This is a genomic window from Rhodobacter capsulatus (assembly GCF_005144475.1).
Lineage (GTDB): Bacteria > Pseudomonadota > Alphaproteobacteria > Rhodobacterales > Rhodobacteraceae > Rhodobacter > Rhodobacter capsulatus_C.
The window spans coordinates 1-21,942 of sequence record NZ_SWJZ01000147.1 but is presented as its reverse complement, the minus strand read 5'-3'; the positions used below and the strand labels follow the sequence as shown (position 1 = coordinate 21,942).

The 21,942-nt window shown below is 66.8% G+C and carries 27 protein-coding genes and 1 pseudogene; 5 read left to right on the top strand and 23 right to left on the bottom strand.

The window, feature by feature from the left end:
• Positions 1 to 653 (bottom strand): arginase family protein (locus FBT96_RS19955; RefSeq protein ID WP_136909760.1); only part of this gene is annotated, 653 nt, incomplete at its 3' end.
• 117 nt (positions 654 to 770) lie between these two features.
• Between FBT96_RS19955 and FBT96_RS19950 the strand changes: the two genes are divergently transcribed.
• Positions 771 to 1,199 (top strand): Lrp/AsnC family transcriptional regulator, encoded by a 429-nt coding sequence (locus FBT96_RS19950; protein ID WP_074555503.1) that lies wholly within the window; start codon positions 771 to 773, stop codon positions 1,197 to 1,199.
• 217 nt (positions 1,200 to 1,416) lie between these two features.
• Here FBT96_RS19950 and FBT96_RS21685 read toward each other — a convergent pair.
• A pseudogene (locus tag FBT96_RS21685) lies at positions 1,417 to 1,671 on the bottom strand (transposase); the annotation flags it as partial.
• A gap of 147 nt (positions 1,672 to 1,818) precedes the next feature.
• Here FBT96_RS21685 and FBT96_RS19945 point away from each other — a divergent pair.
• Positions 1,819 to 2,661 carry an EAL domain-containing protein gene (locus FBT96_RS19945; protein WP_136909758.1) on the top strand — a complete coding sequence of 281 codons (843 nt, stop codon included), beginning with the start codon at positions 1,819 to 1,821 and terminating at the stop codon, positions 2,659 to 2,661.
• Between the two features lie 90 nt (positions 2,662 to 2,751).
• On the opposite strand, the gene FBT96_RS19940 is transcribed toward FBT96_RS19945, so the two are convergent.
• The 20 genes from FBT96_RS19940 to FBT96_RS19845 form a co-directional block, all read right to left on the bottom strand.
• Complete coding sequence (locus FBT96_RS19940) at positions 2,752 to 3,708, bottom strand: bile acid:sodium symporter family protein (RefSeq protein WP_136909756.1); 957 nt, start codon at positions 3,706 to 3,708, stop codon at positions 2,752 to 2,754.
• Positions 3,709 to 3,779: 71 nt separating this feature from the next.
• Positions 3,780 to 4,349 (bottom strand): biotin transporter BioY, encoded by a 570-nt coding sequence (locus FBT96_RS19935; protein WP_136909754.1) that lies wholly within the window; start codon positions 4,347 to 4,349, stop codon positions 3,780 to 3,782.
• A gap of 26 nt (positions 4,350 to 4,375) precedes the next feature.
• Positions 4,376 to 4,966: an energy-coupling factor transporter transmembrane component T family protein gene (locus FBT96_RS19930; RefSeq protein WP_136909752.1), complete on the bottom strand. Its 591-nt coding sequence runs from the start codon at positions 4,964 to 4,966 to the stop codon at positions 4,376 to 4,378.
• Positions 4,963 to 5,724: an energy-coupling factor ABC transporter ATP-binding protein gene (locus tag FBT96_RS19925; protein ID WP_249306587.1), complete on the bottom strand. Its 762-nt coding sequence runs from the start codon at positions 5,722 to 5,724 to the stop codon at positions 4,963 to 4,965. Before FBT96_RS19925 ends, FBT96_RS19930 begins: the two co-directional genes overlap by 4 nt.
• 67 nt (positions 5,725 to 5,791) lie before the next feature.
• Complete coding sequence (madM, locus tag FBT96_RS19920) at positions 5,792 to 6,553, bottom strand: malonate transporter subunit MadM (RefSeq protein WP_136909750.1); 762 nt, start codon at positions 6,551 to 6,553, stop codon at positions 5,792 to 5,794.
• Between the two features lies 1 nt (position 6,554).
• On the bottom strand, positions 6,555 to 6,965 hold the full coding sequence (gene madL, locus FBT96_RS19915; RefSeq protein WP_136909748.1) for a malonate transporter subunit MadL: 411 nt from the start codon (positions 6,963 to 6,965) through the stop codon (positions 6,555 to 6,557).
• A 64-nt stretch (positions 6,966 to 7,029) separates the two neighbouring features.
• Positions 7,030 to 7,239 carry a biotin/lipoyl-containing protein gene (locus FBT96_RS19910; protein WP_013069348.1) on the bottom strand — a complete coding sequence of 70 codons (210 nt, stop codon included), beginning with the start codon at positions 7,237 to 7,239 and terminating at the stop codon, positions 7,030 to 7,032.
• Positions 7,230 to 7,982, bottom strand: coding sequence for a malonate decarboxylase holo-[acyl-carrier-protein] synthase (gene mdcG, locus FBT96_RS19905; protein ID WP_136909746.1), 753 nt, complete (start codon positions 7,980 to 7,982; stop codon positions 7,230 to 7,232). Before mdcG ends, FBT96_RS19910 begins: the two co-directional genes overlap by 10 nt.
• 1 nt (position 7,983) lies before the next feature.
• Positions 7,984 to 9,072: an AMP-binding protein gene (locus FBT96_RS19900; protein WP_136909744.1), complete on the bottom strand. Its 1,089-nt coding sequence runs from the start codon at positions 9,070 to 9,072 to the stop codon at positions 7,984 to 7,986.
• Positions 9,073 to 9,106: 34 nt separating this feature from the next.
• The gene (gene mdcE / locus FBT96_RS19895; protein WP_136909742.1) at positions 9,107 to 10,000 is read right to left on the bottom strand and encodes a biotin-independent malonate decarboxylase subunit gamma; all 894 of its coding nucleotides are present in this window, start codon (positions 9,998 to 10,000) and stop codon (positions 9,107 to 9,109) included.
• 19 nt (positions 10,001 to 10,019) lie between these two features.
• Positions 10,020 to 10,976: a biotin-independent malonate decarboxylase subunit beta gene (locus FBT96_RS19890; protein WP_136909740.1), complete on the bottom strand. Its 957-nt coding sequence runs from the start codon at positions 10,974 to 10,976 to the stop codon at positions 10,020 to 10,022.
• Between the two features lie 14 nt (positions 10,977 to 10,990).
• Positions 10,991 to 11,299 (bottom strand): malonate decarboxylase acyl carrier protein, encoded by a 309-nt coding sequence (mdcC, locus tag FBT96_RS19885; RefSeq protein WP_136909738.1) that lies wholly within the window; start codon positions 11,297 to 11,299, stop codon positions 10,991 to 10,993.
• Between the two features lie 14 nt (positions 11,300 to 11,313).
• The gene (gene mdcA / locus FBT96_RS19880; protein WP_136909736.1) at positions 11,314 to 12,987 is read right to left on the bottom strand and encodes a malonate decarboxylase subunit alpha; all 1,674 of its coding nucleotides are present in this window, start codon (positions 12,985 to 12,987) and stop codon (positions 11,314 to 11,316) included.
• 30 nt (positions 12,988 to 13,017) lie between these two features.
• Complete coding sequence (locus FBT96_RS19875; protein WP_136909734.1) at positions 13,018 to 13,848, bottom strand: biotin--[acetyl-CoA-carboxylase] ligase; 831 nt, start codon at positions 13,846 to 13,848, stop codon at positions 13,018 to 13,020.
• 35 nt (positions 13,849 to 13,883) lie between these two features.
• Complete coding sequence (madB, locus tag FBT96_RS19870) at positions 13,884 to 15,092, bottom strand: Na+-transporting malonate decarboxylase, carboxybiotin decarboxylase subunit (protein ID WP_136909732.1); 1,209 nt, start codon at positions 15,090 to 15,092, stop codon at positions 13,884 to 13,886.
• A 133-nt stretch (positions 15,093 to 15,225) separates the two neighbouring features.
• On the bottom strand, positions 15,226 to 16,182 hold the full coding sequence (gene mdcB / locus FBT96_RS19865) for a triphosphoribosyl-dephospho-CoA synthase MdcB (protein WP_136909730.1): 957 nt from the start codon (positions 16,180 to 16,182) through the stop codon (positions 15,226 to 15,228).
• Between the two features lie 192 nt (positions 16,183 to 16,374).
• Positions 16,375 to 16,671, bottom strand: a complete 297-nt coding sequence (locus tag FBT96_RS19860; RefSeq protein ID WP_136909728.1) for a hypothetical protein — start codon at positions 16,669 to 16,671, stop codon at positions 16,375 to 16,377.
• Between the two features lie 14 nt (positions 16,672 to 16,685).
• The gene (locus FBT96_RS19855; protein WP_136909726.1) at positions 16,686 to 17,102 is read right to left on the bottom strand and encodes a HutP family protein; all 417 of its coding nucleotides are present in this window, start codon (positions 17,100 to 17,102) and stop codon (positions 16,686 to 16,688) included.
• Between the two features lie 122 nt (positions 17,103 to 17,224).
• Positions 17,225 to 17,929 carry a VIT1/CCC1 transporter family protein gene (locus FBT96_RS19850; protein ID WP_136909724.1) on the bottom strand — a complete coding sequence of 235 codons (705 nt, stop codon included), beginning with the start codon at positions 17,927 to 17,929 and terminating at the stop codon, positions 17,225 to 17,227.
• Complete coding sequence (locus FBT96_RS19845; RefSeq protein ID WP_136909722.1) at positions 17,922 to 18,440, bottom strand: SOUL family heme-binding protein; 519 nt, start codon at positions 18,438 to 18,440, stop codon at positions 17,922 to 17,924. Before FBT96_RS19845 ends, FBT96_RS19850 begins: the two co-directional genes overlap by 8 nt.
• Before the next feature lie 172 nt (positions 18,441 to 18,612).
• Between FBT96_RS19845 and FBT96_RS19840 the strand changes: the two genes are divergently transcribed.
• Together FBT96_RS19840 and FBT96_RS19835 are read left to right on the top strand one after the other, a co-directional pair.
• Positions 18,613 to 18,999: a hypothetical protein gene (locus FBT96_RS19840; RefSeq protein WP_136909720.1), complete on the top strand. Its 387-nt coding sequence runs from the start codon at positions 18,613 to 18,615 to the stop codon at positions 18,997 to 18,999.
• Positions 19,000 to 19,027: 28 nt separating this feature from the next.
• Complete coding sequence (locus FBT96_RS19835) at positions 19,028 to 20,146, top strand: patatin-like phospholipase family protein (protein ID WP_136909718.1); 1,119 nt, start codon at positions 19,028 to 19,030, stop codon at positions 20,144 to 20,146.
• Between the two features lie 75 nt (positions 20,147 to 20,221).
• Here FBT96_RS19835 and FBT96_RS19830 read toward each other — a convergent pair whose 3' ends face one another.
• Positions 20,222 to 20,935 carry a LuxR C-terminal-related transcriptional regulator gene (locus FBT96_RS19830; protein ID WP_136909716.1) on the bottom strand — a complete coding sequence of 238 codons (714 nt, stop codon included), beginning with the start codon at positions 20,933 to 20,935 and terminating at the stop codon, positions 20,222 to 20,224.
• A gap of 298 nt (positions 20,936 to 21,233) precedes the next feature.
• Between FBT96_RS19830 and FBT96_RS19825 the strand changes: the two genes are divergently transcribed.
• Positions 21,234 to 21,779 (top strand): DUF1269 domain-containing protein, encoded by a 546-nt coding sequence (locus FBT96_RS19825; protein ID WP_136909714.1) that lies wholly within the window; start codon positions 21,234 to 21,236, stop codon positions 21,777 to 21,779.
• Positions 21,780 to 21,942: the final 163 nt, after the last annotated feature.

The window sequence follows — 21,942 nt, the reverse complement described above, 5'->3', positions numbered from 1 at the left end:
GCCCGCACCCGCTCGATGAAGGCCCGCAGCGGCGCGACGACGCCGGTCTCGTCGATGGCACGCATGTCATGCACCTCGATCCCGTGTTCGAGGATGCGGCGATGCTCGGCCGGATCGACCGAGCGGATACCCATCATGCACAGCCGCGCCGGGTCGATCGCATGGGCCAGCGGCGGATAGGCGGCAAAATCGCCAAGGCCGCAGGCATAGGCGACGGGCGTGCCATGCAGATTGCCGCTTTCGGTGGTGTCGAGCGAATGCAGATCGGGATGCGCGTCCAGCCAGAGCACGAACAACGGACGGCCCAGCCGCGCGGCATGGGCCGCAACCCCCGCCATGGTGCCCGCCGACATCGCATGATCGCCGCCCAGAAACACCGGCAGGTCGCTTTGCGCCGCGGCCGCCTCGGCGCGCGCGGCCAGAAGCGCGATCCAGGCGCGGGTTTCGGCCAGATGATGCACCGCCGGATTGGCATGGGCCAGCGCCGCCTGCGGCCCGATCGACAGATCGCCCTGATCCTCGATCCGCCATCCCAGCGCCTCGAGGCTGGTGATCAGCCCCGCCGTGCGCAGGCTGGCCGGCCCCATCACACAGCCCGGCTGGCGGGTGCCGCTCTGGATCGGCGCCCCGAGAATGATACTGCTTCGCGTCATTTTTTGCTCCTGTAGGGGGCAAGGTTCGCAAACGCGGCTGCAGGTTTCGCTGGCAAATCTGATCATCTTGGCATTTTATCTGGTCATCATGACCAGCCGAATGGACAATTGGACCAGATGACCGATCTCAGCGCCACCGACCGGCGGATCATCGCCGCGCTGCGCCAGAATGCGCGGATGAGCATCACCGAGCTGGCCCATGCCGCGCAGGTCTCGCGCACCACGGCCAAGCTGCGGCTCGACAGCCTGCTGGCCGAGGGCCGGATCCGGCGCTTCACCATCGAGACCGATGTGGATGTCGAGGGCGAGGTGCGCGCGATCACGCTGGTGGAATTGCAGGGCAAGCTGTCGCGGCAGGTGATCCGCAGCCTGACCGCGCTGCCCGGGGTCAGCACCGTGCATGCCACCAACGGCGCCTGGGATCTGGTGGTGGAGATCCGCACCGGCTCGCTGGTCGATTTCGACCGGGTGCTGCGCGCGATCCGCGAAATTCCGGGGGTGATCAACAGCCAAAGCTGTCTTCTGCTCGCCCATGTGGCCGCCTGAGGCGCGACGCGCAACTCCGTCCCGTTTCGTGCCAAGTCGGCCGATGATCCCCCCGTTCAACCCCGACCGGGATGGATCCCCCTCGCGATGGCCGGGCTGATCGCTGTGGCTTCTGGCGCGCGATCCCCGGATCGGCAAGATCTTCCTCGAGCCGCATCTGCGCGACGCGCCCGCTGACGCTCCGTCGGGGCGTCCGTCCCAGTTGCCGGCTCGGAACCAGAACGGCCAGCCGGAGGAGACTGACGACCCTCCCGGCGGTTTGCCTGAACGGCAGCTTGAGCGACAGGCAAACGGGATCGTCGCATTCGAGAGCACCGGCGGACACCCCGGGACGGCCGTCATGCGGCGCGTGCCAGGCCATCTTCCTGTCCCGCCAGATCCGCAAAGAACCGCGATTGCGAAGGGCGGTGTTGTCGGCAAACCCGTTGGCCGTGCGGCGGCGGGCGGGCTTTCGCCTGTTCCTGTCCGCCATCTAACCGCATGGATTCGTGATGAAAATCCCTGCGGTTGAAGGTCTGCAACAAGGCCGTCCTTAACCAGAAATTCCGAAACCTTGGAAATTTAATAGATTGTTCAACTATCGCGCGCATTACGGAAACCTGTCAGTCAGGAGTGGCAGATGAGGAAATACCCCGATTTTCCGCGCGACCTGCCCGACCCGTCCGAGGCGAACCCGCTTGCCTTCGCGGTGGCCAGCCGCGACCGGGAAACGCTTGCGATGGTGCGCCGCGCGATCGAGCGGAATGATGTCTTGCTCGCCTTCCAGCCGATCATGCAGACCGCCCGGCCGGAGCATCCGGCGTTTTACGAAGGCCTCATTCGCGTGCTGGACGATGCGGGCCGGGTGATTCCGTCGCATGATTTCATCGGTGCCGCGGAAACCACCGAACTTGGCCGCAGGCTCGATTGTCTGGCGCTGGACATGGGGCTGATGTCGCTCGCCGAGAACCCGAAGCTGCGGCTTTCGGTGAACATGTCGGCGCGCTCGATCGGCTGGCCCGAATGGACACGCATCCTCACGCGCTGGCTCGCGCGCGACGACACTTTGGGCGAGCGGCTGATCCTTGAAATCACCGAGGCCTCGGCGATGACGATGCCCGAACTGGTTTCGGTTTTCATGCACGAAATGCACATGAAGGGCATCTGCTTCGCGATCGACGATTTCGGGGCGGGCTACACCTCGTTGCGCTATCTGCGCGAGTTCTATTTCGACATCCTGAAGATATCCGGCCAGTTCATTTCCGGCATCGCCGACAACCCCGACAGCCAGGTTCTGACCAAGGCGCTTTTGTCGATTGCCGGGCATTTCGAAATGTTCACGGTGGCAGAGGGGGTGGAAACCGCCGAAGACGCCGCCTGGCTGGCAAGGCAGGGGGTCGATTGCATGCAGGGCTATTACTTCGGGGCGCCCACCCTCATGCCGCCCTGGAGCGTTCCCGAGGCACGGCAGGCGGGGCGCTGAGGGCGCCATTGCCACGGGGGGCCGCCCCGAAAGACGCCTTGTGGCCCTCGATCGGGGCGGTCTCGGTCGGGGCGGTTTCGGTCGGGGCGGCTAGCCGCGCCGTCTTTGCGCCAGAAACGCGCAGACCAGCAACTGGCTCATGTGGTAAAGCATCGCGGGCAGGACGATCGCCCCGACCTGATCGGCGGGAAACAGGGCGGCGGCAATCGGCAGGCCGGTGGCAATGCTTTTCGTGGCGCCGCAATAGAACAGCGCCGCGCGGTCAGGGGGCGGCAGGTGACAAGCCCGTCCCGCCGCCGCCATTGCCGCCATGCCAAGCGCCAGGAACAGGGCAATCACCCCGGCCAGCAAGATCAGTCGCAGCGCCGGGATCGCCTGCCAAAGCCCCGCCATCGTGCCCGCGCTGAAGGCCGCATAGACGATCAGCAGGATCGAGCCGCGGTCCACGGCCATCGTCAGGCGCTTGTGCCGGGCGACAAGGCCGCCGATCCGCGGCCGCAGGATCTGCCCCAGCGCAAAGGGCAAAAGGATCTGCGTTCCGATGCCCAGCACCGCGGCAAGGCCGGTGCCGCCACCGGCGCGATGCATCAGGATCGTGACCAGAAGCGGCGTCAGCACCACGCCGATCAGGTTCGACACCGAGGCGGCGCAGATTGCCCCCGGAACATTGCCGCCCGAAAGCGCGGTGAAGGCGATCGAGGATTGCACGGTCGAGGGCAGCACCGACAGGAACAGCAGTCCCAGCGTCACCTCCGGCCCCAGGACCGGGGCGAAGACGGCGGCAAAGCCGATCCCGAGCAGCGGAAACAGCAGATAGGTTGCGCCAAAGGTCAGCCCCTGCAGGCGCCAGTTCAGCAATTCGGCGCGCACCGTGCGCGGATCGAGTTTCGCACCGTAAAGAAAGAAGAGCAGCCACACCGCCCCCCAGGTGATCTGCTTCAGCCCCGCCGCCAGCGCCCCCTGCGCGGGCAGGACCACGCCCGCCAGCACCATGGCCAGCAGCAGAACCATGTAACCGTCGATGCCGAACCGTTTGAGCGGGGTCATCTGTCGTCCTTTCACGCAAGGGCCGGGCCCCTCCTTGCGGCGGGCCCGGCGGGTCGGTCGGGGTCGGGCCTTCAGGCCGCCGCGGTGCCGCGGGCGCGGATGATCGGCCAGGCGCGCTTGACCGACAGGGCGACCGCGGCGGTGAGCCCGGCCTTGACCAGATCGCCCGGGATGAAGGGCGCCGATCCCAGCGCGGCCGCCTTGAGCGAGAGCCCCGCCTGCACCGCCAGCACCGGAATGCCAAGGCCGTAAAGCACGACGATGCCGCCGATCACGGCAAAGACGAACGAGCGCACCGCGCTCAGGCGTTTCCAGCCCAGCTCATGCAACAGGCCCGTCACATAGGCGGCCGGGATCCAGCCGAGCAGAAAGCCCACCGTCGGCCCGGCAAAGACGCCCAGCCCGCCGCGCCCGCCCGACAGGATCGGCAGGCCAAGCGCGACAAGGGCCACGACAAGACACATCGCCAGCGCGCCGCGCCGCGCGCCGATCACGGCCCCCGCCAGCATCGGCCCCATCGATTGCGCGGTGACCGGCACGCCGATCAGTGGCAGGGTGATCGGCGGAAACACCGAAAGCGCCGCGGTCAGCGCCGCGAAAAGCGCGATCAGGACGATGTCGCGGGTGGAAATGGCAGTCATCGCAGGGGGTCCTTCGCAGGGGGGTGTCAAGAAAGGGCAGCGCCGTCGTCATGGCCCGACCGCGCCTCGATCGCCTCGGCGACCTCGTCCGCGGCCTTCAGCACGCGCACGATCAGGGGCAGGATCAGCGCCAGCGGATGGGTGCCAAGGCCGCGCGCCGCCTGCGCCTCGCGCACGCGTTCGGCCTCGTCGCGGATCACCGGCAGGAACCGCAGCGCCAGCGCCACCGCAAGGCCGACCTTGGCCGGGTTCACGCCCAGCGGGGCGAGCGGGGTCAGCAGCCGTTCCAGCGTCGCGATCAGATCTTCGGTGCGGGTGGTCAGCGTCACAAGGGCAGCCAGAAGCATCAGCGTCACGAGGCGCAGCACGATCAACGCGGCCATGCCCCAGCCCGCAAGCCAGCCCTGTGCCAGAAGCAGAACCGCCAGCATCGCCAAAAGCGGCCGGACCTGCGCCCGGATCTGCGCTAGCCCGAAGCCCGCCAGCCGGAAGCCAAGCAGCGTCAGCAGCAAGGCCGCCAACATCCCCGCAGGGTGGCTGACGAGCATCAGCCCGGTCCCGGCCAGCGCCAGAACCAGCAGTTTCGGCCCGGGGGGGCAGCGGTGCAACGGGCTCATGTCATCCGCTCCACATAGGCGCGCAGGGCCGGGCCGGGGCTGTCATCGGCGACGATCCGGCCCTGATCGAAGACCAGCACACGCTCGAAATCGGCCAGAAGCGGCAGGTCATGGGTGACGACGATCGCCGTCTGCGCCAGATCGGCGATCACCTGCCCGATCCGGCGGGCATTGCGCAGATCCAGAAGCGTGGTCGGCTCGTCGAAGACGATGCAATCGGGGCCGGTGATCAGCACGCCCGCAATCGCCAGAAGCTGTTTCTGCCCGCCCGACAGCCGATGCGCCTGCGCCCCGCGCAGGGCGCCAAGGCCGAAGCGGTCCAGCGTCGCGGTCACCAGCGCGGCACGGTCGGCGGCGCTGGACTTATGGCCCTTGAGTCCAAAGGCGATGTCTTCCTCGACCGTGGGCAGCACGATCTGGGTGTCGGGGTTCTGAAACACGAAGCCGACCTTGCGCCGCACCGCCTTCGCATCGCGGGCGGTGTCGAGCCCGTCGATACGCACGGTGCCGCGGTCCGGCAGCATCAACCCGTTCAGCAATCGCGCAAAAGTGCTTTTGCCCGACCCATTCGCGCCGACGATGCCGATGCGCCGCTCGGTCAGGGTCAGGGTCAGGCCGCGCAGCACATCCTGCCCGTCAAAGCTTTGAAAAACGTCGGAAATTTCGATGGTAGTGACGGCCGCAGGCAGGGAAGGAAGGGCACTGCCCGCGGCCCCTTGCAACCGCGCGCGGCGGGGGACGACACTTGAAACCGGCATCGGATTGGCCCATTTCGCTTGTGGTTGCATGGTTCTGGTCACTCGGTTGGACGTTCCGCCAAGAAAATCAACCGAAGAGAGCGGCGAGGGTCATGTAACCAACCGAGGGCACCATCAGGCAGCCAAAGCCGGTGTAGAAGGTCGCCGTCAGCGCGCCGTAGGGCACCAGTTTCGGGTCGGTCGCGGCAAGGCCCGCGCTGACACCGCTCGTCGTGCCCATCAGGCCACCGTAAACCGCCGCGGCCGCAGGCGTCGTCAGCCCCGCGGGTTTCGCCAGAAGCGGCGTCAGGATCATCACGGCGATGGATTTGACCACACCCGCCGCCACCGAAAGCGCGATCACCTCGGACGAGGCGCCCAGCGCCGCGCCGGTCACCGGACCGACGATGAAGGTCGTCGCGCCGCCGCCGATCGTCGCCATGTCGATCACGCTCGTATAGCCGAAGGCATAGGCCACGGCCGCGCCGACCGCGGTGGAGATGAACACCGAGATCACCAGCGCGATGCCGCCTGCCAGACCGGCTTTCTTCACCTCTTCCAGTTTCACGCCGAAGGCGGTCGAAACGATGGCGAAGTCGCGCAGCATCGCGCCGCCCATCAGCCCGAAGCCGGCAAAGAGCGAGATGTCCGAGATGCCCTTGGTGCCGCCGGTGATCTTGCCACCGATATAAGCGAGCACCAGCCCCGCGACGATGGCGATGGCCGAGCCGTGGATGCGGTTGTTGACCAGTTTGCCGATCGCATAGGAAATCCACATGATCACGCCGACGAGGGCGAAAGCGGTGATCAGCGGCTGTTTTTCCAGCGTTCCAACGATGATGTCGAGCATGTCATTTCGCTCCTTGCGCAGAACGTTTGGCCGGTTTGGCCGCGTCTTCGGGTTCCGAGGACCCGCTGAGCGCCGAAAGCGGACGGATCAGCAAAAAGCCCGCGACGACGGGCAGGAAACCGGCGATGAAGGCCATGGTGCCCGCATCGAAAGCGGCGACGACGTTCTGGCTGGCGGCCATGGCGACGACGATCGGGATATACATCGCCGACCAGAACTTGATGCCGTCCTGCGCCAGTTCCGACATCCGGTCGCGGTCGATGAACCAGCGCGAGATGACGACCAGCAGCAGCATCGCGATGCCGACGCCGCCGACATCGGCGTCGATGCCGACCATATGCCCGATCAGCTTGCCGATGATCACGCCTGCGATCAGGCAGCCGCTCATCAGCGAGACCCCGTAAATCAACATGTCTTGTCCTCCTTGATCGGCGGAGAAGAGCGCCTGCCCCGTGCAGGCGCTCATCCGCCTGTCCTTATTCGATGATCATGATCACCGCACCGGGTTTCAGACGGTCGCCCGGGTTCACGGCGATCGACTTCACCGTGCCGTCGATCGGCGCGGGGGTGTCGTTCTTCATCTTCATCGCCTCGACGACGGCGACGCATTGCCCCTTGGTGACGGTGGCGCCCACCGCGACCTCGATCGAGACGATCACCGAGGGCATCTTCACTTTCACATCCATTGCCTTTTCCTTTCGGGCTGTTTGATTGGGTGTTGCGGGTCGGGCCGCGCCGGGGGCGGGGCCGCGAAAAGGGGGATCAGGCGGGCGCGCTCGATCAGCTCGACGCCGGTGATGGTCTTGCCCAGCACCGTGGGCGCGCCCGAAAGCAGTTCCGTAAGCTTGACGCCGATGCCGCCGGGCAGGGCGACTTCGACATCGACCGCCAGGCCGCGCCGTTTCGCCAGGGTGGCCAGCATCGTCGCCAGCTGGTCCAGCGCGCGCAGGCTCTCGGCGCGGACCACCAGGTCAAGGTCGGACTCCGGGCGCAGATAGGGCAGGCCGGTCACCGTCTGCAGCGCGGCCGAGCCGATCAGGCCGATCTCGACCCCGGCCAGGGCGCCCGCGCGGGCGATCTCGGGCAGGGCGGGGTGCAGGTTCGGGCCGAGGATCAGGGCGCGGTCCATCACCTCCCAGGGGGTGAAGAAGGCCGAGACCTGGCCGCGCCGCACCGGCACCGCCGCCCGCACCCGTTCGGCGCCGTGGCGGAACGGGAAGGAAAACCCAAGCTGGCCACCGCCATCGGGGCAGGGGCCGGTGGGGCGGCAGACGATGCCGGGGATATGCGCCTTGCTCATCGCGTCGCGCACCAGTTTGCGGGTGCCGGGGTCGCGCATCTGCTCGGGCAGCGCGTCGAGCACGGCGGCAAGGATGCCCGGGCGCGAGGCGGGCGAGACATGGGCGAGGCTGTGACGGATGCGGAACATCTCAGCGCCTCTTGATCCAGGCGGGGTCGGTCTTGGCGCTTTGCGCCATCTCGCGCTGCGCGGTCACAAGCGTGTCGAAAAGCACCGTCGCCTCCGGGCCTTCGATCACGATGCTCTGCCCGGCCCGGCCAAGCGCGGGCACCAGTTCCAGCCGCGTCGCCCTGGCGCCCACCGCCAGATCCGGCGCCACCTTCACCACGCGGCTCTTGATGCGCAAAATCGTGCGGGCGGTCTTTTCGATCACCTCGGCGGAGGTCGCGGGGGTATGGGTGACGATCACCTCGTATTCGGGATAAGTGCGGGCGCGGCGATAGGTGATGATCCGCCCCTTGCGGTCGCAGACATGCCCGGCGTCGGAAACGATGAAACTGTCGCCCATCGGCAGCCCGCCGACGACCAGTTCCCGCCAGGGATCGCCGAGCGGCGAGGGCACCAGCGAAATGTCGTCGCGCAGCGGGCGGCCATCCAGCGTCAGCCAGCCGAATTCCTGACAGCCGTAAAGATCGTGCACGGCATAGCCAAAGGCCTCGGCCACCGGCAAAAGTTCGGCATCAAGCGGCGTTCCGGCGCACAAAAGCACGCAGCCCTGCGGCATCCGCGGCGTCAGGCCCAGCCGCAAGGCCTGTTCCAGCGTCGCGCGCAGGAACGAGGATTCGCCGAGGATCAGCCGCGGCTGCTCGCGGCAGGCGGCCAGCAACAGCGCATCGCGGCTGGAGCGTTCCAGATGCGACCAGATCAGGCCGCAGGCCTCAAGCGCCTGTTTTGAAAACACATTCACCAGCGGCGGATAGGTGACAAGCATCCGCGCGCCAGCCGAGATCTGCAGCCGCCCGAAAATCTCCCGGGCGACTGCGTTGCGGTTTTCCAGCTCGGCATGGGTCACGCCGACGATGGTCTGAAAGGCCGAAGAGCCGGTGGTGAAGGTCAGATAGGCCAGATTGAAGGGGGTGTGGACCTCCTCGATCACATGCGCCGCGGTGGGGCCCGCGATGCCCTTTTGCGCCAGCGTGCGCCGCGGCATGTCCGCCAGCGTCGGCACGGCGCCTTGCAGGCTCAGCGCGTCTTCGAGGGCTTTGAGATCGTCTGACATCTTCGTCTTCCTTTGGCCGTCGGTCTTTCGGGGCTCAGCGGCTCGGCGCGTAGCGATCCGCCACGGCGGCGAAATCGCGGGTCATCATCTCGATGACGCGGGGACGCTCGATCCGGCCGCCCCGGGCTTCGCCCAGCTTGCCGCGGCCCCAGGGGCCAAGATCGTCCTGCCGTCCCTCCAGCTTCGCGGCCCGGACCTCGGCGATCCGCGCGACGATAGCGGGGCGCATGCCATCGAGCGTCTCGACCAGTGCCTCGACCCCGCCGAGCGAGTGGAAGAAGCGCGGACCGGCGGCGAAGACGGCGCTTTGTTTCGACAGAACCTCGAGCGTTTCCAGATCCTTGCGGATGATCCGCGAGACCGAGGTCAGCGGCATCACATGGATCATCGTGCCGAATTGCGCATCGAGCGACAGGATCGCATCGGCCTGCAACCCGTGGCACAGGAACGCCCCCGAGATCGCCCGGCCGATCACCATGGCGACGATCGGATGGCCCTTCAGCCGCGCCTCGGCCAGCGCCAGCTGATAGGCGGCGGTCGATTTGTTCATGCCGAAGATTTCCTCGACCTTGCCCGGGCCGTTGCCGGGGGTGTCGACGATCAGCACCAGCGGCCGTTTTTCCGCCAGCGGCTGTTCGGCATCCTCGAGGATCGAGGCATAGACCGCCTCGGCCATCTTGTAGCCCTCCTCCAGCCCGATGATCCCGGCGTAAACCACCGGGAATTTCTCGTTCATCGCGCCGCCGTCCGAGGCGATGATCGTGCAGACCGTGCCCTGCAGCGTCGCGGTGCCGACGACCGCGCCCGGCCCGAAGTCCGGATCGTCGAAGCTTTTCGCCCCCACGACCCCTTCGGCGAAGCTGCCCGCATCGACGATCATCTCGATCGCGTCGCGGCCCCGCCCCATCATGCTTTCCTGCATGTCCATGATTTCACTCCTTTTCGGATCAGACGGCGAGACGGCGCACAGTGGCCAGAAACTCGGGCAGGGGCAGGTCGATCAGCGCATGGGCGTCAGTGTTGCCCGCCCGCGTCCAGACATCGGTCGCATCCCCGGGTTGCATCTCGGCCGCCAGCGCCACGGCGCGCAGCTGCGCCTTGACCTTGGCGGACGAACCGATGCGGCGCATTTCCTCGAAGGCCTCGATCGAGAGCCCGGCCAGCGCCGAGACCTGATCGCGGAAGGCCGCGACGGTGTTTTCGACCAGGAAATTCGCATCGCCCATGATGAATTTGTGCCGCCCGCCGGTGGTGCGGTAGACAAGCGCACGGTCAGAGGCGTCGAATTCCTCCTTGCCCATTTCCTGCTCGATCACCTCGGGGCCCGTGAGGCCAAGGCGGCCGAATTCCGACATGATGATCACGTCGGTGGCGGCGGCGACAAAGCCCATGCCGCCAAAGGCGCCGACCTTGGAGCCGATCAGCGCGATCACCGGCACCTTGCCGCGGGCTTTCTGCAGCTGGTCCATCACCTCGGCATGGGCCAGCAGCCCGGCGTTGGCTTCATGCAGCCGCACGCCGCCGGTCTCGAAGGAAATCACCACGAGGGGCTTTTCCTCTTCGTCGAGGTCGTCGAATTGCGCGACAAGATCGTCGTGGAAGTCGATCGCCAGCTTGATCGTGTTGACCATCTTCGCGCCGCCGATCTCGCCGACGGAACCGCCGATGAAGCGGCCTTCCTGCGAGATCACGAAAACGGGGGTGCGGCCGATCTTGCCGACGCCGGTGACGATGCCGTCGTCGAAGGCCACGGCATCGCCGAGCAGGGCAAGGTGCGGGCTGGTCACCCGGTCGAAGGGGCCGGCGAGTTCGGTGAAGCTGCCCTCGTCCACCAATCCGATGGCACGGTCGCGGGCCGAGGCTTCAAGGAAGCTGCGGGGTTGCAGGTCTGTCCAGTGGGTCATCTCGTCTCTCCGCCTCAGGCCGCCGCCAGCGCCTGTTGCAGGCGCAACAGCACGACGGCGGGGGTGGCGTTGTTGTCGTTGATCTCGATGCGGGCGTCGCAAAGCCCTGAATCGTCGAGGAATTTCTGCAAGACGCGGGTCCAGAGCGCGTCAAAGCCGGTGACGGGGGTGACCACGGTCACCGCGACGCGGCCCGAAAGCGCTTCGGGATGCATCATGATTTCCAGATCGCTGGATCCGGTGACGCCCACATGCAGGCGGGCTTGGATCCTCGTCTTCGGCTCGGCGGCCGCCAGATCCAGGGTGAGAGTGTGCAAGGCCATGATTTTGCCTGTCTTTACCAGTTGCGGAAACGGGCGGGCGGGTTGTAGAGGCCGCCGGACCAGGTCACGAGATCGCGCATGCTTTTCGCGGCCAGCAGGTCGCGGTTGGCGCGGGCGGGGTTGATCCCCAGATCCGAGGCGGTCTTGACGATCCCCGCCTCGCGCAGGGCGCGGGTTTCGTCGGGTTTCGCGGCAAGGCCGATGTCGGTGAAGCCCGCGACGGCGCGGATGGCGGCCATCCGGGCCTCCATGTCCTTGCAGCGGTTCAGGTAGGCGATGCCTTCCTCGGTCACGATATGGGTCAGGTCGTCGCCATAGATCATCACCGGCGGGATCGGCAGATCGGCATCGCGCGCCAGTTTCCAGGCGTCGAGTTCATCGACAAAGACCGGGGCACGGCCCTCGCCGAAGGTTTCAACCCCTTGGACCACAAGGCGTTTGCCGCGCGGCAGATTGCCGATCTCGCGGTCGAGCGAGGGCAGTTCCTGCCCGCATTTCAGCCAGGCGTCGGTCGGGTGGCGCCGTCCCTTGGCGTCGCAGCCCATGTTCGGCGCGCCGCCGAAACCGGCCACCCGCCCCGCCGTCGCGGTCGAGGAGTTGCCGTATTTGTCGATCTGCAGCGTGCCGCCGATGAACATGTCGATGGCGTAATGCCCCGCCGTCTGCGCAAAGGCCCGGTTCGAGCGCAGCGAGCCATCCGGCCCGACAAAGAACACGTCGGGACGCGAGGCGACGTAATCTTCCATCCCCAATTCACCGCCGAAGCAGTGGATCGTATCGACCCAACCCTCCTCGATTGCCGGGATCATCGTGGGGTGCGGGTTCAGGATCATATGCGTGCAGCATTTGCCCTTGAGCCCCAGTTCCAGCCCGTAGGTCGGCAGGATCAGCTCGATCGCCGAGGTCAGGAAGCCGATGCCGTGGTTCATCGAGGTCACGCCATATTCGGCATAGATCCCCTTGAGGCACATCATCGCCAGCAGGATCTGGCTGTCGGTCACCAGCGCCGGATCGCGCGTGAACAGAGGCTCGATGAAAAAGGGTTTCGGCGATTGGATCACCGCATCCACCCAGTCGCCCGGAATATCGACGCGCGGCAGTTCGTCAACGATTTCATTGACCTGCGCGATGACGATGCCTTCGCGGAACTTCGTCGCCTCGACGATGGCGGGGGTGTCTTCGGTGTTGAAGCCGGTATACAGGTTGCCCTTGCGGTCGGCCTTGTAGGCGCACACGAGCGACACCCGCGGCGTCAGATCAAGGAAGTAGCGGCCGAAGAGTTCCAGATAGGTGTGGATCGCGCCCAGCTCGATCTTGCCATTGGCGATGAATTTCGCCACCCGACCGGCCTGCGGCCCGCCAAAGGCGAAGTCGAGTTTCTTCGCGATGCCGTTTTCAAAGAGATCCAGATGCGCGGGCAGCGGCACGGCCGATTGCACCATGTGCAGATCGTGGATCTTGGCGCGGTCAACCTTGTTCAGGCATTCGGCCAGGAAGTCGGCCTGTTTCTGGTTGTTGCCTTCGATGTTGATGATGTCGAAGGGGCGGATCACCGCTTCCAGAAGCGCCACCGTATCCTTGGCGAGCACTTCCTTGCCCTTGACATAGAGGGGCGCTGCCGCCTCCTTGCGCGCGGCGGTGTCTTCCGCCCGCTTGCGCCAGTTGTTGCGCTTGTCTTGCTGCGTCATTTGCTTTCGTCTTCCTCCTTCAGAGGGTTTTCAAAGGGTTGCCTGCGTCTGGGCGAGGGGGATCTCGCCGAAGATGACGCTGTGAAGGGTGCCGTCGGCGGTGCGCAGACAGAGCGCGCCATCCGGGCCAAGCGCCTCGGCGATGCCCTGACGGGGGGCTTGCGGGGCGGAGAGGGTGACGGGCTGGCCGAGCGTGCAGGAGCGCACCGACCAGGCATGCCGGGCGGGCTCGAAGCCGAGGCGTTCCCATTCGGAAAGCCGGTGGTCGAGCCGTTCGACCAGCGCCGCGAACAGATCGAAGCGGTCGACCTTGCGGCCGGTTTCGGCGCTGATCGAGGTGGCGATGGCTTGCAGCTCCGGCGGGAAATCCGTGCGGCTCTGGGCGATATTGATGCCGATGCCCGCGATGATGTGATCCAGATCGCCTTCGGGGGTGAGCACGAGTTCACACAGGATGCCCGAAAGCTTGCGGCCCCCGACCATCAGGTCGTTCGGCCATTTGATTTGCGGCGCCAGACCCGTGGTGCGGGTGATCGCCTCGGCCGCGGCGACGGCGATGACAAGCGTCACCTGCGCCAGGTCGGCCAGAGGGCGGGAGGGACGCAGAAGCACCGAGGCGAGCAGGCTTTCCCCGGGACGCGAAACCCAGGGTCGGTCGTATTTGCCCCGTCCGGCCGTCTGATGATCGGCCAGAACGATGGTGCCCGTGGGCGCGCCCCTCCGCGCCAGACCGGCCAGGAAGGTGTTCGTCGAGGAGAGAACAGGCCGGTGGTGGACCGCGCAACCGATCCCGGTCCGACGCCGGAAGGGAAGTGCAAGCGTCGGGAGGTTCGGGAGAAGATCGGGATGGTGCGCGGTCATGGGTTTGCTCCTGTGAGCGGGTCAGGGACGGTCGGTCAGTGGACCAGACCGATGGTCGAGGCGAAGACACCGACGGCGATGGCCGAGACGATGACCCCGCAGATCGAGGCGCCCATGGCGAGCGGCATGATCATCGCGTGGGGGTTGACTTCGAAGGCTTCCTTCTGGGCGATCTTCGCGGTCGAAGGCATGCAGGAGACGCCGGCGATACCGATGACGGGGTTGTAATTGCCGTTCGAGATCTTCCAGATCAGATAGCCGCCGCCGATGCCGCCCAGCGCCGAGAAGAAGAGCGCGGTGATGCCAAGCACGAGCAGAAGCGCCACTTGCGGATCAAGCAGGGTTCCGGCTTCGCACAGCGTCCCCAGCACGAGACCCAGAAGCAGGGTCGAGGCATAGGTGACGGTGTTTTCAAGGAACTTCTGGTAGGGCTCGATTTCCGCTTCCTTGATCGCGACGCCGAGGAAGAACGACAGGATCAGCGGCGTGGCGACGGGCAGCAGCAGGCACAGCAGACCGGCGGCAACCACGGTGAAGATGAACTTCGCTTGCGGCGTGACATCGGGGAAATCGTAGTCGACTTCGATGGCGCGGTGCTCGGGCTTGATCAGCCAGCGCACCAGATAGGGGTAACCGGCATAGGTCAGCGACAGATAGAGGTAAGCGATGATCGAGATCGGCACGAAGAGGTTCTTCGCCATCATCAGCGAGCCGAACAGAACCATCGGGCCATCGGCGCCGCCGATCGTGCCCACCGCCGCGGCTTCACCGGGCGTCAGGCCGCAGTAATAACCGATCACCAGCGTCACGAAGGTGCCCAGTTCCGCGCAGACCGCCACCGCGATCGAGGCCCAAGGCCGCGCAAGGATGAAGGAAATATCCGCCATCGTGCCGATGCCCATGAAGAGCATGCAGGCCACCAGCGAGTTGACGAAGGTGAAGTTGTAGATCGGCTGCAGGAAGTTGATCTGCATGATGTCCATGAGCGCATTCGTCTCGGACACCATCGGCGCGATCACCAGCGTGCCGACCTGGCCGCCTTCAAGGATCATCACACCGGCGTTGACCGCCATCATGCCAAGGCCCATCGGCACCATGATCAGCGGTTCCAGCGTGCGCTTGAAGCCCAGATAGGCGAGCAGGAAGCCCAGCCCGATGAACGCCAGACGGGCGAAGGAAATCACCGGATCCTGGATGAAGAGTGTCCCGATACCGGGAAAGATATTGAACAGGGTCTCAAGCATTTGAGCGCCTCAGGATGCGTTGGGAGAGGAGAGGAGTTTCGAGATGCCGACGATCACGCCGATCACGCCAAACGAGATTGCGGCGGTGATCAGGTAACTGAAGGCGGCATAGGTGATGATGTTCATGGGTGCCTCAGGGGTTGCAGGGGGCGAAGGGCTGGGCCTCCGCGGGGAAGATCGGGGGCAGCTCGCCCCCCGAAAGCGCATCGACGCCAAGGGTGACGGCCAGAAGATCGGCCGCGCCGCCGGGGCTGATGTGTCGTGCGATGAACCGCGCATCGAGCGCGTGGATCGCCGCCAGCCCGGTGCCGGTCAGCGCGCCGCCCAGGGCCAGGATCGCGCGGGCTTCGCTGCGCATGAAGCTCAGCGCCGCGGGACCGCCGCGCCACAGCACGGTGGTGTCCTCGGTCTCGGCCATCAGCGCGATCAGCGTGTGGGTGAGGCTGGTGGCCAGCGTCGCACCGCTGGCGCGGGCCGCGCGCAGGGCGGGCAGGCCATGATGGCGCACCGTGGGATAGCCCGCCTCGGCCTCGCCGCGGATGCCAAGGACACCGTATTGGCGGAACAGTTTCTCGCCCGCGGTTTCGGCCTCGCGGTCCAGTCCGGCGCGCAATTCGCGGTCGCAGATCCCGGCGACCATCGCCGCGGCGGTGTCGAACAGCGCCGCCTCGGTCAGGGCGTCCTTGCGGTTGACCAGCCCCGCCGCCGCCGACAGCACGCCCGCCGAAAACAGCAGCCCGCGCTGGGTGTTGACGCCGCGCGTCGCGGCCAGAAGCCGGGTTTCGTAAAGCGATCCGATCTCGCGCACCCGGGGCAGAAGCGTCCGGGCCGGGCCGGAATGGTCCAGTCCCGCTTCCGCGCATTGGTAAAGACAGGGCGCGATCACCGCCGAGGAGACCATGAAGGTCTGCAGGTTCATGTCCCGGTGCGCGCCGTTCGAGCGCGGCGTCACCAGACCGGGTTTGGGATGGGTGGAGATTTCAAGAAGCGCCCCGGTCAGGAAAGCCGATCCGATCGACCAGGCGCTTGATTGCGGCCACAGAGCCATGTCGCTGAACCAGTCCAGCGGCCTGCGCAACGCGTATTTCATGGGTTTCGTCCCGCGCAACTGACGGCAGCGCGGCGCTTCGTGAACGCCAGGCGTTCCACGGCCAATGCAGAGATTACATTCGGTCGGGGAAACCGTCAGACATGCGCCACACCGATGTCACTTGCTCACGCGGCGCTTTGGGTTCGTCAGCCGGACCTCGGCCCCACAGGGGCGGCACGGCTCATCACGGGATCACGGCCCTTTCGGGCAGCTTCGCCTCACGTCCTTGTGATGGGTTGTGATCCGAAGCATGGCAGCATCGTTACGCCTGTCGCTCCGGCTTGTCCAGAAGTCGTTTTCACGGCGCAAGAGGGTGCGGCATTCCGCCGCATATTTGCACTTATTCACCGCAAAAACAAACGCTTGTGAAAAATGCCGGGGGCTTTGCAACAGCTGCGCGCACAGATTGGCCCGCGGCTTGCCGCTCGCGTTTTCGTCAACGGCGACAGGCGATTGCAGGGCGGTTGCGGGCCGGACCGCCACCGCCATGCAGCCGAGGAAAGCTAGATATGCATCACCCCGAAGCCGATGCGTTCGTGGTTCGTCGTCGGGTGAAAGGCCGATTCGCCATGCGCGGCGACGGCGACCCAGTGCCCGTCCGACACCAGCGCCACCTTGAGCTTGAGGTTCGATTCGGCCACCACCGTCGCCGAGACGCCCTGCAGGCATTCCAGCCCGGCGTGGATCACCCCGTGCACCGCGCCCGGGCGGTTGTGAATCACCCCGCCATTGAGCGCACAGGCGACGATCGACTTGACGAAGCCCTTCTCGATTTCCGACCGCCGCCCGGTGACATAGGTGATCCCCACCTTCCAGGTCGGATGGGCCAGGATCTGCGCCTTGATCAGGTCTTCCTCTTCGCGGCTGCTGATGGCGGCCATGATGGCGGCCTTGCCGATTCTGTCTGCGACGACTTCCATGTTCCGTTCCGATGCGACCCGTTTCGGATCGTTCATAGCTGCGCGGGCGAGGCGGCTCAATCGCGATGATCGTGGCGCCGCAATCAGACCGTCGCCGCCGCACCGGGTTCGTCGTCGCAGGTTCAGACGACCGTGCCGAAAAGCCGCCCGACCAGAGCCGTCGCCAGCATCGCAAGCGCGCCCCAAAAGGTCACCCGCGCCGCACCGCGCCCCATCGGGGCGCCTCCGAACCGCGCGCCCGTCGCGCCAAGCGCAACCAGCGCCAGAAGCGTCGCCGCAGCGACAGCGATCAGGATCTGCGATGCGGGCACGACGGCCGCGATCATCAGGGGAAAAGCCGCCCCCGACGCAAAGGTGATCGCCGAGACCAGCCCGGCCTGAATCGGTCGTGCCGTCATTGCCGCCGTGATGCCCAGCTCGTCGCGGGTATGCGCGGCAAGGGCGTCCTCGGCCATCATGGCCCGGGCCACTTCGGCCGCCAGATCCGGAGCGAGGCCCCGGCCCTGATAGAGTCGCTGCAACTCGGCGCGCTCTCCCCCGGGATCGGCCCGCAGTTCCGCCGCCTCAGTGGCGATCGCCGCCGCTTCCGCATCGGCCTGCGAGCTGACCGAGACATATTCGCCCGCCGCCATCGACATGGCGCCCGCCATCAGCCCAGCCATGCCCGCAATCATCACCGCGCCCTTGTCGGGCGCCGCGGCCGCCACGCCGACGATCAGGCTGGCGGTGGAGACGATCCCGTCATTGGCGCCCAGCACCGCCGCCCGCAGCCAGCCGATGCGCGACACCAGATGCCGCTCGGGATGCGGCGCGACAGGATCAGCCACGAACGGCCACCGGACACATCACCTCGTTGCGGCGCAGGAACCACGGGATCCACGGCGGGTCATAGCGCGCGATCGAGGCGGGGCCGGTCGGCACCAGCCCGCGGGTTTTCAGGCTGGACATCAGCCGTGCCGTCTCGGCGGCCACCTTCGCCTCTCCGGTGAGCCCGGAAAAGCGCCACACGGCAAGACGCGCGGCAGGCATGGCGCGAAGTGTCACGTCGGCCGCGTCGGGTTGCGGCAGATCGGCGAGCGCGAGGCGGCCCGGCATGGTGAACCGCACCAGCCAATCGCCCGCCCCCGCCGTCTGCGTGACCGGGGCGGTCATCGCGATCTTCTCGCGCCGGGTGTTGGCGCCGAAGATATACCCCGCAAGCCGGCGAAAGCCCCTGCGTCCGGCGGCCTGCTGGCTGCCCGGCACCGTGACCTCGGCCACCACCATCGGCGGGTAGTCGCGCAATTCGAACGCGCCCTCCTTCAGAGCGAGGGTGAATTTCGGTTCTTCGATGGTCATGGACCCGCCCCTTCCTGCAAATCAGCCGTCGCCTCACAGTGCCACCGGTCGGCGCCGCGGCCCAGCGTCGGAAACTACCCAGTCGCGCTGCGCCTGAGTAGTTTCCGACTCTGCTGCCCCGGGCGGCTGCACGTTAACGTCCGGCTGTCCCTTCAACCTGCAAAGGTGTCCCATGAGCAAATCGCAAACCGTGCTGGAACAGACGCGTCAGGAAGCCCAGGCGCTGCAACACAAGATCAGCGCCAGCATCGGGCGGGCGGATCAGGCGACCTGGGCCGATGTGGAAGCCATTCAGGCCGATGTGAACGCGCTGGGGACGCGGATGAAGGCCCTTGCGACCGGGCAGGCGGACAAGGTGCAAACCGAGATCAAGCAGGCGATTGCCCGGCTCGAGGCCGCCGGCCGGCTGGCCGAGGACAAGGCCGCCGATGGCGTGAAGAATGCCCATTCCGCGCTTCTGGACAGCGCCAGCAAGGCCAGCGACAGCCTTGGCGCGGCGATTGCCGAGGCGCGCGCGCGGCTGGCGCGGATCATCGAGCCGAAGGGGGTCGGCGAATGATCGTGGCGGCGCGGCGGAGAGGCGACCGATGACCGCTCCGCCGGACGAGATGCCGGTGCTGGTGCTGCAGGGCGGCGGGGCTCTCGGGGCCTATCAGGCGGGGGCTTTCGAGGAACTGCAGAAGGCCGGGCAATGTCCGGCCTGGGTGGCGGGCATGTCGATCGGCGCGATCAATGCGGCGATCATCTGCGGCAACCCCGGCCCCTTGCGGGTGCCCCGGCTTGCGGCGTTCTGGGAAACCGTCAGCAGCCAGCTGACCGGGCGGCCTTTGATCTTTTCGGCGAAGTCGCGCAACCTGTTTTCCGAAATGGCCTCGGCGATGGTGCTGTTTCAGGGCGTGCCGGGGTTCTTCCGGCCGCGGTTTCCCTTCGCCGGGATCGGGGTCACGGGCAGGCCGCGCGGCATCAGCTATTACGACACCGCCCCCCTGCGCGCGACGCTTTGCGATCTGATCGATTTCGACTATCTGGCCGAGCGCGGCCCGCGGCTGAGCATCGCCGCGGTCGATGTCGAGACCGGCAATTTCGCCTGGTTCGACAGCGCCCGCGACCGGATCGGACCGGATCACGTGATGGCCAGCGGGGCGCTGCCGCCCGGCTTTCCCGCGATCGAGATCGACGGGCGGCATTATTGGGACGGCGGGCTCGTGTCGAACACGCCGTTGCAATATGTGCTCGAAAATGCCGGGGCGGCGGCGCTGTGCATCTTTCAGGTCGATCTGTTTCCCGCGCGCGGGGCGCTGCCGGAGGATCTTTCCGAGGTGGCCGAGCGCGAAAAGGACATCCGGTTTTCAAGCCGGACCCGTCTGACCACGGATCGCTTTTCGCAGCTGCATGCGATCCGCGCCGCGGCCGACCGATTGGCGCTGAAGCTGCCCGAGCAGATGGCGGACGACCCCGACCTGATGGTCCTGCGCCAGTCCGGCCCGCAGGGGAACGTGACGCTCGTGCATCTGATCCACCGCGCCGAGGTCTTCGAAAGCCATTCGAAAGACTATGATTTCTCGCGGCTGACGATGATGGGACATTGGGCGGCGGGCCGCGCGGATGTCTGCCAGACCTTCGCGCGCAAGGCATGGCAAACGCGGGGCGTTCCCCCGTCCGGCTTGCGGATCTTCGATCTGGGCATCGGCAGCAAGGAAATCTGATCGGTGCCTTGCCGCCCCGCGCGGGCCGTTCGGGGCGCGCGATCGGGGCGCGCGATCGGGGCTCTGGCCCTGCGCTCACCCCTCCGGCGCAGAGACGCAACGGCAATCCGTGCTGCGCGCCGAGCCAAGCGCGATCCGGGCCAGCGCGGGCAGGGAGGTGGCCCCCGTCTGCCGCATCACCGCGGCGCGGTGGTTCTCGACCGTCCGCTGGCTGATGCCCAGATCCACAGCGATGTTCTTGCTGGGGTGACCCGCCAGAACAAGCTCCATCACTTGCCGTTGCCGCGGTGTCAGCCCCGACAGCCCCTCGGCGCCGTCCTCGGTCGGGCCCTGCGGCAAGAGCAGCACGATCACCCCCGACGCCAGACCGTCATGCCCCAGATGCGGTTGCAGGTTGCACCGCCAAAGCGCCCCATCCCGACCCGCGGCCAGCCTTGTCCGAGGCTGGCCCGAGCGGCACACCGCCGCCAGCTCGGCGCGGGGAACCGCGGGCCCGCGGGCGCGCGGCCCGGGCAGCGCGGCGCGCCGCCCCAGATCGGCCGGGCCGATGTCCCAGACCGGCATCGCCGCCCTGGTAAAATCGCGCAACCGCAGATCGTGCCCGAGGATCAGGATCGGCAGATCCAGGCTGCGCAGGACCGCGGCCATGCCCTCTGCCGCGGCGATCTGGCGGGCCAGCAGGGTGCGCAGGATCAGGTTCTGATCTGTCAGACGGGCGATCCGCGCGCCTTCGGTCTCGGCAACGGCCGCAGGGCAGCGTTCGGCCGCGGGTGATATGACATGTGACATGACCTTGCCCTTTCCGGCCGGACGGCCCCGGCTCAAGGCGTGTCACCAAGATAGCCGTGTCGCACCGGGGCTTCTTAACGTGGGTCAGCCCGGGACTGAGTAGTTTCCGACCCTGCGCCGGAACTCGCCGCCGCGCTACCCTTCCGGTTGCATGTCTTCCCCGTCGTGGCCCCCTGCCCTCCGCACGATCGCGGTTCATCCGCGCGCGCGGGCGATCGTTCCCCCGGCCGGTGCCCGACAAATGTTGTCAACCGCCCGCCTCGCCAGATCGGCGCCGGGCCCGTCAAGGAGAGTGGAAATGTCGGAACTCATCGTCATCGGTCACGACACGGTCGAAAAGGCCGAAGCCGCGCGCAGCGCCCTGTTTGCCATGGTGCGCGAAGACCTGCTGGAGGTGACCGATGCGGTCGTGGCCACGGTGGATGCCAAGGGCACGATCCGGCTGCACCAGATGGTCGATTTCTGGACGCTTGGCGCCGGTGGCGGGGCGTTCTGGGGGCTTCTGGCCGGGCTCTTGTTCCTGCAGCCGATCGCGGGCATGTTGTTGGGCGCGACGGCGGGGGCGCTGTCGGGGGCGATGACGGATTTCGGCATCAAGGACGGCTTCATGCGCGAGGTCACGGCGACGCTCGCGCCCGGCAAGGCGGCGCTCTTCGTGCTGCTGCGGGCCTCGGCTTCGGACATGGTGATCGCGCGGCTTGGCGAAAGCGGCGGCAAGATCCTGCGCACCGATCTTGATCCCGCGGCCGAAGACCACCTGCGCGCGACCTTTACCCGTGCCCATGCCGAAGCCGCCAGGGTTCAGACCGCAGACCCGGTCCCCACGCCCGAGCCCGCGGTCTGAAAGACCCGAAACGGCCCGCATCCGGGGTCCGGTTGCGGGCCGTTTCGCAGGGCGCGCAAGACACGCGGCGCATGGAAAGGCCCCCCTTTCGGGGGGCCTTTTGGTCTGTCTCAGGAGCCGAAGGTGAAATTCGGCAGGGCCTTGAGGGATTCCTTGGTGGCGC

Coding starts and splice junctions, on each gene's coding strand:
- FBT96_RS19950 (WP_074555503.1), top strand. CDS start 771: ATGACCGATCTCAGCGCCACCGACCGGCGGATCATCGCCGCGCTGCGC.
- FBT96_RS19945 (WP_136909758.1), top strand. CDS start 1,819: ATGAGGAAATACCCCGATTTTCCGCGCGACCTGCCCGACCCGTCCGAG.
- FBT96_RS19940 (WP_136909756.1), bottom strand. CDS start 3,708: ATGACCCCGCTCAAACGGTTCGGCATCGACGGTTACATGGTTCTGCTG.
- FBT96_RS19935 (WP_136909754.1), bottom strand. CDS start 4,349: ATGACTGCCATTTCCACCCGCGACATCGTCCTGATCGCGCTTTTCGCG.
- FBT96_RS19930 (WP_136909752.1), bottom strand. CDS start 4,966: ATGAGCCCGTTGCACCGCTGCCCCCCCGGGCCGAAACTGCTGGTTCTG.
- FBT96_RS19925 (WP_249306587.1), bottom strand. CDS start 5,724: ATGCCGGTTTCAAGTGTCGTCCCCCGCCGCGCGCGGTTGCAAGGGGCC.
- madM (WP_136909750.1), bottom strand. CDS start 6,553: ATGCTCGACATCATCGTTGGAACGCTGGAAAAACAGCCGCTGATCACC.
- madL (WP_136909748.1), bottom strand. CDS start 6,965: ATGTTGATTTACGGGGTCTCGCTGATGAGCGGCTGCCTGATCGCAGGC.
- FBT96_RS19910 (WP_013069348.1), bottom strand. CDS start 7,239: ATGGATGTGAAAGTGAAGATGCCCTCGGTGATCGTCTCGATCGAGGTC.
- mdcG (WP_136909746.1), bottom strand. CDS start 7,982: ATGTTCCGCATCCGTCACAGCCTCGCCCATGTCTCGCCCGCCTCGCGC.
- FBT96_RS19900 (WP_136909744.1), bottom strand. CDS start 9,072: ATGTCAGACGATCTCAAAGCCCTCGAAGACGCGCTGAGCCTGCAAGGC.
- mdcE (WP_136909742.1), bottom strand. CDS start 10,000: ATGGACATGCAGGAAAGCATGATGGGGCGGGGCCGCGACGCGATCGAG.
- FBT96_RS19890 (WP_136909740.1), bottom strand. CDS start 10,976: ATGACCCACTGGACAGACCTGCAACCCCGCAGCTTCCTTGAAGCCTCG.
- mdcC (WP_136909738.1), bottom strand. CDS start 11,299: ATGGCCTTGCACACTCTCACCCTGGATCTGGCGGCCGCCGAGCCGAAG.
- mdcA (WP_136909736.1), bottom strand. CDS start 12,987: ATGACGCAGCAAGACAAGCGCAACAACTGGCGCAAGCGGGCGGAAGAC.
- FBT96_RS19875 (WP_136909734.1), bottom strand. CDS start 13,848: ATGACCGCGCACCATCCCGATCTTCTCCCGAACCTCCCGACGCTTGCA.
- madB (WP_136909732.1), bottom strand. CDS start 15,092: ATGCTTGAGACCCTGTTCAATATCTTTCCCGGTATCGGGACACTCTTC.
- mdcB (WP_136909730.1), bottom strand. CDS start 16,182: ATGAAATACGCGTTGCGCAGGCCGCTGGACTGGTTCAGCGACATGGCT.
- FBT96_RS19860 (WP_136909728.1), bottom strand. CDS start 16,671: ATGGCGGTGGCGGTCCGGCCCGCAACCGCCCTGCAATCGCCTGTCGCC.
- FBT96_RS19855 (WP_136909726.1), bottom strand. CDS start 17,102: ATGGAAGTCGTCGCAGACAGAATCGGCAAGGCCGCCATCATGGCCGCC.
- FBT96_RS19845 (WP_136909722.1), bottom strand. CDS start 18,440: ATGACCATCGAAGAACCGAAATTCACCCTCGCTCTGAAGGAGGGCGCG.
- FBT96_RS19840 (WP_136909720.1), top strand. CDS start 18,613: ATGAGCAAATCGCAAACCGTGCTGGAACAGACGCGTCAGGAAGCCCAG.
- FBT96_RS19835 (WP_136909718.1), top strand. CDS start 19,028: ATGACCGCTCCGCCGGACGAGATGCCGGTGCTGGTGCTGCAGGGCGGC.
- FBT96_RS19830 (WP_136909716.1), bottom strand. CDS start 20,935: ATGTCACATGTCATATCACCCGCGGCCGAACGCTGCCCTGCGGCCGTT.
- FBT96_RS19825 (WP_136909714.1), top strand. CDS start 21,234: ATGTCGGAACTCATCGTCATCGGTCACGACACGGTCGAAAAGGCCGAA.